The organism is Arthrobacter sp. HMSC06H05 (assembly GCF_001807395.1).
GTDB lineage: Bacteria > Actinomycetota > Actinomycetes > Actinomycetales > Micrococcaceae > Pseudoglutamicibacter > Pseudoglutamicibacter albus.
On record NZ_KV788977.1, the window covers coordinates 204,063 to 216,286 of the forward strand.

Annotated in this window: 5 protein-coding genes; 1 reads left to right on the plus strand and 4 read right to left on the minus strand. The window is 62.1% G+C overall.

The window, feature by feature from the left end; all coding sequences use genetic code 11:
* Nucleotides 1-32: 32 nt before the first annotated feature.
* Complete coding sequence (locus tag HMPREF3160_RS03490) at nucleotides 33-2,771, minus strand: bifunctional acetate--CoA ligase family protein/GNAT family N-acetyltransferase (RefSeq protein ID WP_070507081.1); 2,739 nt, start codon at nucleotides 2,769-2,771, stop codon at nucleotides 33-35.
* A gap of 126 nt (nucleotides 2,772-2,897) precedes the next feature.
* Here HMPREF3160_RS03490 and HMPREF3160_RS03495 point away from each other — a divergent pair, with 126 nt between their 5' ends.
* The gene (locus tag HMPREF3160_RS03495; protein WP_070507082.1) at nucleotides 2,898-5,705 is read left to right on the plus strand and encodes a DNA gyrase/topoisomerase IV subunit A; all 2,808 of its coding nucleotides are present in this window, start codon (nucleotides 2,898-2,900) and stop codon (nucleotides 5,703-5,705) included.
* A 16-nt stretch (nucleotides 5,706-5,721) separates the two neighbouring features.
* Here HMPREF3160_RS03495 and cydC read toward each other — a convergent pair whose 3' ends face one another.
* The 3 genes from cydC to HMPREF3160_RS03510 are packed head-to-tail and all read right to left on the minus strand — an operon-like array spanning nucleotide 5,722 to nucleotide 12,081.
* On the minus strand, nucleotides 5,722-9,414 hold the full coding sequence (gene cydC / locus HMPREF3160_RS03500; RefSeq protein WP_070507084.1) for a thiol reductant ABC exporter subunit CydC: 3,693 nt from the start codon (nucleotides 9,412-9,414) through the stop codon (nucleotides 5,722-5,724).
* Between the two features lie 3 nt (nucleotides 9,415-9,417).
* Nucleotides 9,418-10,440: a cytochrome d ubiquinol oxidase subunit II gene (gene cydB / locus HMPREF3160_RS03505; protein ID WP_070507086.1), complete on the minus strand. Its 1,023-nt coding sequence runs from the start codon at nucleotides 10,438-10,440 to the stop codon at nucleotides 9,418-9,420.
* 27 nt (nucleotides 10,441-10,467) lie between these two features.
* Complete coding sequence (locus tag HMPREF3160_RS03510; protein ID WP_035754520.1) at nucleotides 10,468-12,081, minus strand: cytochrome ubiquinol oxidase subunit I; 1,614 nt, start codon at nucleotides 12,079-12,081, stop codon at nucleotides 10,468-10,470.
* Between the last annotated feature and the right edge of the window lie 143 nt (nucleotides 12,082-12,224).

The following is a 12,224-nucleotide window of genomic DNA, read 5'->3' on the forward strand; positions in this document are numbered from 1 at the left end:
TCTATGTGCCGGGCTAAGCATGCGTGGACTCGCTAGCGTTGCGGGATGCTCATCGAGCGGCGTGCCGAATCGGTGCGCTGATCCGGGTTCCCCACATAAATCGCCGCAGAGAGCACCGCAACGCCGTCTTCCATGACCTGGAGCGGGACGAACTCCATCCGCACAACCTCCGGGTGTTGTTCCTTCAACTCGGAGATGCGGTGCAGAGTGTCTTTGAGCGCTTCGGTATCGAAGTGCGGCAACCCGTGATAGCCGGTCAGCTTCTGCGCGGTCTTAGGCCTAGACACCATGTCCTCAAGGATTCCCGGTGAAAGCGGAGGTGTCGCGTGCGCCCAGTCATCGAGCAGATCCACGGCATCTCCGCTCAAACCGAACGAAACCACTGGGCCCATCAGCGGGTCCTCGATCGAAATCACCGTGCACGCCTGACCGCGGTCCACCATCGGCTGGACTTCAAGCCGTGTTTCACGCGTCACCGCGATGTCTTCACGCATCTGTTCAACCGCTTGGCGCAACTCCTCCTCAGACGTGATGCCCAGCCGGACTCCACCCATGTCCATGCGGTGCCGAAGGTGCCCCGAGGCGACCTTAAGCGCAACCGGATATCCGTACTCGTTAGCGGCAGCCACACCTTCTTCGACGTCTTCGAAGGTCGTGGCCGGAACCACCGTCAAACCGTAGTGGCCCAGAAGCTCCGCGGTCTCATCAGCGGAAAGCCGCCCCATCCCGGTACCCTCGATACCCTCGACAGCTTTATCAACCAAGGCACGCGCCGCCGCGATATCGATGCCTTCCGGCGGGGCTGGAACACCCCAATCGCGTTGTTGCCACGCCGAATACTCAGCGCCGTGCCCCAGTGCTCTGAACATCGTGGACAAGGTCGCAAACACCGTGACGCGCCCGCCCCGGTCAGTACCTGGAGTCTCAGCACCCGAAACACCGATCAGGCACGCGACAACCGGCCTATCAGTAGAGCCGAGGCTCTCAGCGACCCGGTCGGCGAGCGCCTCATGATTCACGCCAACAGCGGGAAGCAACACAACAGCTACAGCGTCGGCCTCGTCGTTCTCAAGTGCCTTCTGGATCGCTTCCGTCACGAGCGCGGCCGGGTCCGAAACACCAGCCAGCAACAGCGAAGAATCCGTGCTGATAGCCTCTAGGCCGTTCTGGCCAGCCAAATCCGCCGCCGTCATCGCAAGTGCCGCCGAATTAGAAACCAGCGCGACCTTATTACCCTTCGGAACACCGGCGGTAGAGAACAACAGCGCGGTATCCATGAGCTCGTCCTGCGTAGCGACACGTACAACGCCGGCCTGCCGCAAAATCGCGTCCACCACACCCACTGGGGCGCCGAGCTGACGCACCGCATGCCCAGGAGGCAAGACCAGGCCCATCGTCTCCGACTTCGCGACAATCACAGGTTTCGTCGCTGAAAGACGGCTCGCCAAACGGGTGAACTTACGCGGATTACCGAAGCTCTCCAGATACATCGCGACCACGCTGGTCGCTTCGTCATCTTCCCAGTACTGCATCAGGTCATTACCTGAAACATCCGCGCGGTTACCGGAATTGACCCAAGAAGAAATACCGATGCCACGGCGCTGAGCGGCCGCTTCAAGCATGATCCCGGAAGCCGCCGAATGGCTGAAAAGCCCAACCCCGCCAGCAGGCGATACCGGTGTGGAAACAGATGCGTGCAGACGCACATCGGAAGCATTATTGCCATAACCCAGCGATGCCGGGCCAATCACGCGCATACCGTAGTTACGTGCCGCATGCACCAGCTTTCGCTGAATCTCAAACGCTTCAGGAGTGTGGAAACCAGACGAGATCACCACAAGACCGCGGGCATTCACCGCAGCGGCATCCTCAACAACCTCCATCACATCAGCAGGCCGCTGCACGGCAACCACCACATCGACGGATGCCTCGATATCTCGCAGCGAGGCAACACAGCCAGAAGCCACCGCCTCATCCCCAGCGGACGAATCGAGGGCTTCGAGCTTGTCAAGATACGGGTCAACGCAGTACAGCGTCCCCGTGAAACCTGCCGAACGGATATTCTGCGCAACAGCACCTGCCACCGAACCCGGCTTGTTGATCGCACCCACCACAGCAACCGATTCAGCACGCATCAAAGCAGCCAGCGACAACGCCTCAGCACGGTGCTCGCGCGCCTCCATGACCTCACGCGAACGATCCGTAGGGTCGATCGGGAAATCGACCATCACAACGCCGTCTTCAAAACGCCGCGAAATATCGAAACCGGCCTGCATGAACACCGTGAGCATCGCACGGTTCTCCGGAAGAACCTCCGCTGTGAAACGCTCGATACCCAACTCACGGCCCGCCGTCACCAAGTGTTCAAGCAGAATCGAGCCCAGGCCACGGCCGTGGAAGTCATCGCGGATGTTGAACGCGACCTCAGCCTCTGACTCGCTACCGCCGAACTTGGCCCCGAGCCGATCGAAACGACCAACACCTACAATCTCGTTGCGCCGCTCCACCACGAGGCACACACGGTTATAGTGATCAACCTCCGTGAAGTTCCGCAGCTCTTTATCGGTGAGCTTGGACTTATACGTGAAGTAACGCAAATAGATAGATCGTTCAGACTGCTGGGAATGCATTTGCTGCAAACCATCAGCGTCCGCGGGCGTCACAGGACGCACGTGGGCGGTCGAGCCGTCGCGAAGCACCACATCGGCTTCCCAATGCGATGGATACGTCGACGGAGTGTCAGATCCCGGGTTCTGCGCTACGGAGGCCATAAAGTGAATATAGCGTGATCATCTGAGCGTTGGGTGAACTTTTCCCATTTTTGGGAACCCGCCCGCCAGCTGCGATGGTTAGCATGCACGCGAAACAAGACAAATCAACGGTGAGTGAAGGACAGCATGGCGACCTCGTCGAAGAGTTCCAAAGGCGCAACGCGTTCCAAGGGAACAGCGGCCGCGCAAGCGAAGGCTGCGTGGGAAGAGGTTGAGGAACACATCATCGATGTGGATGTCACCAGCGAGATGGAGGCGTCCTTCCTCGAATACGCGTATTCGGTGATCTATTCGCGTGCCTTGCCGGATGCCCGCGATGGCCTCAAACCGGTTCAGCGCCGCATCCTCTACATGATGCGGCAGATGGGCCTGGCGCCGAACAAGGGCCACGTCAAGAGCGCGCGTGTGACCGGCGAGGTCATGGGTAAGCTGCATCCGCACGGTGATGCCGCGATCTACGATGCGATGGTGCGCATGGCGCAATCGTTCTCGTTGCGTTTGCCGCTGGTTGATGGGCACGGTAACTTCGGCTCGCTCGATGACGGTCCGGCCGCTGCCCGCTATACGGAGGCACGGCTGGCTGATTCCGCGATCGATATGACCGATGACCTCGATGAGGACGTGGTCAATTTTGTTCCGAACTATGATTCCCGGCTTGTGCAACCGGAAGTGCTTCCGGCAGCTTTCCCGAATCTTTTGGTCAACGGTTCTTCCGGTATCGCGGTGGGTATGGCCACCAATATCGCCCCGCACAACCCGGGCGAGGTGATCGCTGGTGCACGGCATCTGATCGAGAACCCTGATGCGAGCCTGAAAGACATCATGAAGTTCATCCCGGGCCCGGACCTGCCTTCTGGCGGGACCATCGTGGGCTTGGATGGGGTGAAGAAGGCCTATGAGACGGGCCGCGGCGTGTTCCGGACCCGCGCCAAGGTTGAGTTGGAGAAGGTCACCGCCCGCAAGCAGGCGCTGGTGGTCACCGAGCTGCCCTATGGTGTGGGCCCGGAGAAGGTCATCGAGAAGATCAAGGACGCCGCGGATGCGAAGAAACTCACCGGTGTCTCCGATGTTGTGGACCTGACGGACCGGCACCACGGTTTGCGTCTGGTGATTGAGCTGAAGACCGGCTTCAACCCCAACGCCGTGCTTGCGGCTTTGTATAAGCACACGCCGATGGAAGATTCCTTTGGCATCAACAACGTTGCGTTGGTGGATGGCCAGCCGCGGCAGCTCGGTTTGCTTGAGATGCTGCAGGTGTATGTGGATCACCGTCTGGATGTGGTGCGCCGCCGCACCCAGTTCCGCCACACTAAACGCAAGGATCGGTTGCATCTGGTTGAGGGTTTGCTGATTGCGATCCTCGATATCGATGAGGTGATCCGGATTGTCAGAGACTCTGAGGACACCGCGAGCGCCCGCGCCGCATTGCGTGAGCGGTTCTCGCTATCCGAGCCGCAGGCTGATCACATCCTTGAGTTGCGTTTGCGTCAGCTGACCAAGTTCTCTCAGGTTGAGCTTGAGGCTGAGAAGAAGAAACTTGAAGAGGAGATCGCTTACCTCGAGGGGATCCTCGGTTCGGATGCGAAACTGCGTGAGCTGGTTTCCGGTGAGCTCGCCGAGGTTGCTAAGCGCCACCACTCCCCTCGCCGCACGGTTCTGATGGCTAAACCGAAGGATGTTCCACTGGCTGGCACGGTGATGCCGGAGCCGGATGAGGGCGCGGGCTCGGCGAAGAAGCCGATGTCGATGCAGGTTGCTGACACCGAGTGTTTCGTTGTGCTCTCTGCCACCGGCAAGCTGGTGCGCACACACGGCCGGGACGAGGTTTTGGGTCAGCGGCGTTCCCGCCATGACGTGATCGCTTCCCTTGTGCCGACAACCGCGCGCGGCCACATCGGTTTGCTCACGAACACGGGACGGATGGCGCGCATCAGCGTGGTTGAGATCCCGCAGGTTCTGCCTGGCTCTAACGGTGTCCCACTGGGTGATGGTGTGGCCGCGACCGAGTTCATGGCTGTTGAGCGCCGAGAAAAGATCATCGCCGCGCTCCCGCTGGATGAGGTTTTCGCTCTGGGGACCGCCCACGGCGTTGTGAAACGTGTGAACCCGGACTACCCAGTCACAACCGATGAATGGCCTGCGGTCACGTTGAAGGCCGGCGACGAGGTGATCGGCGCCGCCACGTGCCCCGATACCGCGGAGCTCGTGTTCGTTTCGCGTGAGGCTCAGCTGTTGCGTTTCGGCGCGGATAAGGTCCGCCCGCAGGGCCGTACCGGTGGCGGTGTTGCCGGCATCAAGCTGGGGGCTAAAGATACCGCGGTGTTCTTCGGTGTTGTTCTGAACGAGGCCGATGCGGTGGCGGTCACGATCGCGGACGGCCCTGAACCGCTCCCTGGTGCCGAGGGCGGTTCCGCTAAAGTCACGCCACTGGTGGAGTTCCCGGCGAAGGGTCGCGGCACGATGGGTGTTCGCGCGCACCGGTTCCTCAAGGGCGAAGACCACCTTGTGGCCGCGTGGGTTGGTGCTGGCCCTGCTCGTGGCGCTTCCAAGGGCGGCATGGCCCGCGCGTTGCCGCTGGAATACGGCCGCCGCGACGGTTCCGGTGTCCCGTTGACACAAGCCGTCGACATCATGGGCCCGGCTAGTTCTTCGGTTGCGCTCAAGCCGGCCGACGATGCGGTTGCGGCCGGCGCTGAAGCCGCAGCTGGCACCGCTTCGGCAAACACTGCGGCGACAAACACTGCGGCGGCTGACACTGCCGAGACTGAGTCGGTCAAGCCAGCTACGAAGCAACCGGCGCCGTCGCGGCGTTCCGCCTCATCGCAACGCCGTGCCCCGGTCCAGCCGGAGATGGATTCGCTGCCGTTCGATGACGATGGCGTATCGATCGAACCCGGCAACCGGGTGGACCTACGCGGGAACAAAGAGAAGTAGCAAACCTGCGTGGACGTTATAGCCGCGTGATGCTCTCCGCCTGGGCTGCCAGCTCCTGATCGTGGGTCACCAGCACCAGGGCGACGTCGTGGGCGCCTGAGCGGACATCGTCGATGAGGGCTTGGCCTTCGTCCTCGCCAAGGTGGGCGGTCGGTTCATCGAGGATGATCGCGCGCGCACCAGCAAGCAGTGTTCGAGCCACAGCGAGCCGTTGCCGTTGCCCGCCAGACATGAATCTGCCGCCAGCACCGGTGAGGGTATCCAAGCCGTCGGGCAGGTGAGCGGCCCACGGCCCCAGGCCTACCCGCTCTAGAGCCGCGTACATTTCCGCATCCGAGACCGGATTACTTTTATCGCGGCCAAGCGCGAGGTTACCGCGCACCGTGGAGTCGAACACGTACCCGTCCTGCGGACACCACGCGAGGCCAGCCAAAGCCGCCTCGGATACGTTCCCTGGGGAGCCAGCTGCCGCATCGGGGGCCTGGGCAAGGGTGACCCACGCGCCATCCGTACGGGCCTGGACCGTGCCCGTGCGGGGCGTGAGGAAACCGAGCATCACAGCGATCATCGTGGACTTACCGGAACCTGAAGGCCCCGTGACGGCCCACATTTCGCCTTGTTCGACCCCACCTGAGACCGGCCCGAACACCGGCGGATCCTCTGAAGCGTAAGCCGCACTCAGGCCCCTCACACGCACACCATCCACACGATGCGCGGCATCAGCACCGGCCGGCGCCTCTTCATGAGGCTCTGGTTCAGTCTCGATAGCGGAGACCGAACGGTTCTCCAGGTATGGGGCGACTGAAGCGAGCATCGAGCTGAGCACCGGTACCTGTCGCAGCGCTTCAGCGAGCTGGCCGAGCGGCTCATCAACCGCGAGCAACAGCAACACCGCGAGCGCGAGCAGTCGCGGATCAGCGCCTGCGGCGGCACCCAGTACGAGCGCGGCCATCGCGGCGCACCCACCCAAGAGGGAGGCGAGCCCCTCCCCCACACCCGAGCCGAGCGCCTCGCGACGTACCGCGCGGCTGACCAACTCATCGCTACTTCGGAACCACGCAACGTGACGAGCCACCGCGTTGTGTGCCGCGATGTCTGGGGCTGCCGCCATGATGCGACCGGTCTGCTCGGCGACCCGGACCCTGTGTTCAGCCATGACGGCTGTAGCCCTGCGCTCAACCGCTAGCGTGATGAGTGGGGCAACCACAAGCCCTAACACCAGCAGCGTGAGCAACATCCACCCCAGAGACGGGATCACGAGCCAGGACGCCAAACAGGTTGCGAGCACCGCAGCGACCGCCGCCGGGATCGGGACGATGACGCGCGGGACCGTATCGCGAATCTCATCGACCTCAGCGATGAGCGTGCCCGCCGCCCCACCTGGCCGGTTGAGCCGCTGCCAACCCAGAATATTGGAGCCTAGGGCGTCCCAGACCGCAACGCGGAGCCGTGAAGCCCACGCGAGCACCGCGTTGTGTGTCATGTTTCGTTCCGCATAGCGCAGCGTGGAACGAAACAAACCGAAGAAGCGCACACCCACGATCGCAACCATGAGGTACATGATGGGCGGTTGCTGGGAGGCATAGACGATGAGCCAACCGGACACCGCCGTGAGCGCCCCGCCGGACAGGACCGATAGCGCACCAAGTGCCGCCGCACCCCATAGAGCGGCTTTACCCCACGGCAGGATCCGCCACGGAAGGCCCCGACGCGACGTACTCGCCGGTTGCGTGCCGGTGGTTCGCGCTTGCTTCGGGAACGTGCCCGTGGAGTCTGTCACAGCGCCGGCGTCGTCGGCGTCCTTTGCATCCTTGGCACCGTTGGCATGGACAGCGTTGGCCTGGGCAACGCCGTGCCCGACGGGTCGCCCCGGAAGCGCTTCCGCTGGTGTCCCTGCGGTGTAGATGGGTTCGGCTCCTGCCCTCTCCCAGGTGAGGGAGGCATCACTGATCGCCCTCGCGGCCGGGTCGTGGGTCGCGATCACCACGATGTTGCCGCTGTCTGCTTCTGCCCGGATCAGCTGCCGTACGCGCTGGGCCGAGACCGGGTCAAGATGGGCCGTCGGCTCATCCAAAACCAGCAGGCCAGCTGTTTGCCCGTCGCGTGTTCCGCCGGTGGCCGTGCCGCGCGCCGCGCTCGAGGCTTGACGTGCCGAGCGCAGATTCGTGACCGCCCGCATCACCGCAAGCCGGCGCTTCTCCCCCGGCGAAAGCTCCGAGATCGGCCGATCCCACGCGTGGCTTGGTAACAGCGCGGCCACATCCTCGCCAAGGCCATCAACGCCCGCTTCCGTAGCGGTAGCTCCTAGCTGGACTGGTTCGGCCAACGCTAAGGCTAGTTCAGCCCGCGGGGTCTCTTGCGAAAAATTCGGCGCCTGGAACGCGACACCTCTAGGCCGCGGCTGCGCGGCATCGCGCGGTTCGGATTCCGTTCCGCTCACCACGTCGAGGCCTGCGACACGGCCCTCACAAGCCGTGGCAGGTTGCGCGTGAGCGACCCCGGCGAGCACAGCGAGCACCGAGGACTTACCGCAACCAGAAGGCCCGGCCAGAGCCGTGACAGTCCCCGGCAGAGCGTCGAAAGTCACCGGCCCCACGGATTCACGCCCGCCACCCCGGACCACCCGTAGCCCGCTCACCGAGACGCCAGCATCGGGGGCCGCAGGCGCTGTGTGCAAGCCATGTGCCGTGCGCGGGCCGGCGGGTGCATCCTCCGTGGAATCGCTCACGGGCTCCTGCTCCAGGAACGCGTTGACGCGCTTGAGGGCCGCGACCCCGTCTTCGGATGCGTGGAAGCTGGCACCTACGGCCCGCAAGGACATGTAGGCCTCCGGGGCGAGCATCAAAGCGACCAGGCCGTCTTCAAGACTCAACTGGCCCCACACAAGCCGCACACCGATGAACACCGCAACCAACGCAACCGAGATGGTCGCGATCAACTCAAGCGCGAAAGAAGACATGAACGCCGCGCGCAAAGTCTTAGCGGTACTGAGGCGGTATTTCTCCGAAACATCGAACAGGGCGCGCCGCTGAGCATCGGCGCGGCGCAGTCCTACGAGAACAGGCAGCCCGCGCGCGAGCTCACTGAGGTGATGCGATAGACGGTCCAACCCGTCTTGGGCCTGCTGGATGCGCTCTTCGGTATGCCACCCGATCAGCGCCATGAACACTGGCACGAGCGGGATCGTCAACACGATGATGAGCGCGGAAACCCAATCCGCCCACACAACACGGGCCAACACGGCCAGTGGGATCACCGCGGTTGCCACGAGGGCCGGCAGATAGTCACGGAAGAAGGAATCCAAGCCATCGAGCCCGCGGGAAGCGACAACCGTCGCGGAGGCCTCGCTGTGGCTGGTAGCACTTCCTTTCGCTACCCCACCGGATTCGCCTGCCCCGGCGTTGTTGCTTGCCCCTGCATTGTTGAGCTGGTGCTCAACGAGCCGGGCTCGCAGCGACTCTTTGACATCAACTGCCGCGCGCACCGCGATCACGCGCGAGGCCCACGTAGCCGTGGCCCGCAGGACAACGCCGCCGAGGCCGTATAGCAGAAGGCTCGCGACGTCGAGTTGGTGGCCTGCCGCCACGTGCGCGATGCCCGCCGCGAGTGCGGACATCAACGCGATCAACCCGACGGCGCGAGCCGCCGCTACGGCCCCGAGCGCCAGAAGAGCACCGCGAGAGGTACCTTGAGGCAATTCAGGGCGCAAGAATCACACCACGCTCGTGACAAAGTGCTGAGGCGGAATGTGGTGCGCCGAAATACGCTTGCGGAACACCCAGTAGGTGTAGCTCTGATATGCGAGAGTGATCGGGACACCGATCGCCGCAACGATGGACATGATCAGCAACGTGTTCTCGGTCGAGGACGCGTTGTAGATCGTGAGGTTGAACGCTGGGTCAACGGTGGATGGCAGCACGTTCGGGAACAGGCTGCCAAAGATCGCGGCGACACCAGTAACCAGGGTGGCGCCGAGTGAAATGAACGTCCAGCCTTCGCGCCGCTTGAACGCAAAGAAGGTTGCCGCCAACGCACCCACAACAGCGAGTACAAGTGGTGCCCAGGCCCACGTGGTTCCGGTACCGACCACAACCACAGCAGCCCACGCAGCCACCGGGATCAAAGCCCACGGCAACATGCGCGCCAAACGAGCTTCTGCGCGTTGGCGGATGTCGCCATCGGTCTTGAGCGCAACGAAGGTGAGACCGTGGACGTAGGAGAACAGAACCACTGCGAGACCGCCGAGCACGGCGTAACCGTTGAGCCATACGAATGCGTGGCCCACACGGTTGCCGTGTGCATCCAGTGGCAAACCGGTTGAGGTCAGTGCGAGCATCGCGCCCACACAGAACGCCGCGAGGAACGATCCTCCAGCCATGCACCAGTCCCAGAAAGCTCGGCCACGTGCCGAATTGGTTTTACCGCGGTACTCGATCGATACACCGCGCAGAATCAGTGCGAGCAACGCAAGCGTCAGCGGTAGGTACAGGCCGGAGAACAGTGCCGCATACCAGTTCGGGAACGCAGCGAAGGTCGCGCCACCAGCTGTCAGCAGCCACACTTCGTTACCGTCCCACACCGGACCGATCGTGTTGAGCATAACGCGGCGGTCGCGCTCGTTCTTCGCAAACGATTTGAACAGCATTCCGACGCCGAGGTCGAACCCTTCAAGGAAGAGGTAACCGATCCACAGGACGGCAATCAGGATGAACCAGAGAGTTGGTAAAAATTCCATGGTGTTTATTCCTCAGTGTCCAGGTGATCAGTACGCGAACGCGAGGACGTCGTCGTCAGCGTTACGCTTCGGTGCGTCGTCGTTGTGCTCGTCGATATTCGGATCGTAGTTGTGGTCATTTTCCGGCATCGCGGACGGTGTGCCGCCGCGTGCGTAGCGGAAGAGGAACACGCATTCAACGACTGCGAGCACGCCGTAGACGGCGGTCAGCAGGATCGTCGATGTCAACAGCTCGCCCGCACTGACCCCTGGGGACAGTGCTGCGGCGGTGAACATGAACACGCCGTCGTTACCGTCCGGTGCTGGGGCGACCACGAATGGCTGGCGGCCCATCTCGGTGAAGATCCAGCCAGCGCTGTTCGCGGCGAACGGGGCACCGATCGAAAGTACTGCCAAACGCGAGAGCCACTTATTATCCGGGACCGTGCCCTTACGTCCCAGCCACAAGCCAACGGCCGCAGCAACTGCTGCGAGGCCACCGAAGGTGATCATGAGACGGAAGCCCCAGTACGTCACAGCCATGATCGGCTGATAGTCGATCTCGGTACCCGCGTACTTGCCATACATCGGGTTATCCGGCAGGTGGGTTCCGTATTTCTCCTGGTATTCAGGGATCAACGTGTTCACGCCCTTGACCGGGGTCGTGAAGTTGTCGTGAGCCAGGAAGGAAAGCAGTCCAGGGATTTCGATGGTCGTGGTGACGTTCTCACAGGTCGTCTTACCGTCGGAGCCGAGGTCACCGAAAGACAAAACGGAGAAGCCGGTACCGTCGTGGCATGCGGCTTCCGCGGAAGCCATCTTCATGGGCTGCTGATAGATCATCAGCTGAGCTTGAGAGTGGCCCGAGAATGCGACACCTAAGAAAGCGACGAGGGCAACCCACCCGCCAAGGCGGAAGGAACTGCGCCACACCTTGTAGTCGGTCTTATCGCGGCCGGCACCCTTGGCTGGGTCTTCACCCACCACGACGTAGCCCTTGGCGTCCACGGTGTCGATGCCGTCGCGGCGGCGACGGTAGAGGTGGAACCAGGAGATACCGAGCAGGAAGCCACCGGCTACAGCGAGGGAACCGAAGATCGTGTGGATCAGGGTCACGATCGCGGTGTTGTTAGTGAACACCGCAACTGGGTCAGTCATCACGGCGCGTCCATCGATGAGCTCAACGCCCACCGGGTGCTGCATGAAGGAGTTTGCGACGAGGATGAAGTAGGCGGACAGCCATGTGGCCAGTGCCGCGATCCAGATGGTTGCGAGGTGGAAACCTTTCGGCAGGCGCTTCCAGCCGAAGATCCACAAGCCAAGGAATGTGGATTCGACGAAGAACGCCAGCAACGCTTCCATAGCGAGCGGGGCACCGAAGACGTCACCGACGAACTTGGAGTATTCGCTCCAGGCCATACCGAACTGGAATTCCTGGACGATACCGGTGACAACACCCATGATGAAGTTGATGAGGAATAGCTTTCCCCAGAACTTCGTGGAACGCAGATACTGCTCCTTGCCCGTCTTGTACCACAGCGTCTGAAGTGTAGCTACAAGAACACCCAGACCAATGGTTAGAGGGACCATCAAGAAGTGATAGACGGTGGTGATACCGAATTGCCACCGGCCGATCAAGACCGGATCTAATACTGGGTCCATAGTGGAGCCCGTCCTCTCGCATGAAGGTGAGGTTCAACAGGTCTAGAAACCTGTCCATCCAGACAGCTCCACGCTAATAATCACGGCTGATTTCTACAAGTTGTAGAGCCATGATCAGCAGGCAACGCTGGATGCCCTATTAA

Coding starts and splice junctions, on each gene's coding strand:
- HMPREF3160_RS03495 (WP_070507082.1), top strand. CDS start 2,898: ATGGCGACCTCGTCGAAGAGTTCCAAAGGCGCAACGCGTTCCAAGGGA.
- HMPREF3160_RS03490 (WP_070507081.1), bottom strand. CDS start 2,771: ATGGCCTCCGTAGCGCAGAACCCGGGATCTGACACTCCGTCGACGTAT.
- cydB (WP_070507086.1), bottom strand. CDS start 10,440: ATGGAATTTTTACCAACTCTCTGGTTCATCCTGATTGCCGTCCTGTGG.
- HMPREF3160_RS03510 (WP_035754520.1), bottom strand. CDS start 12,081: ATGGACCCAGTATTAGATCCGGTCTTGATCGGCCGGTGGCAATTCGGT.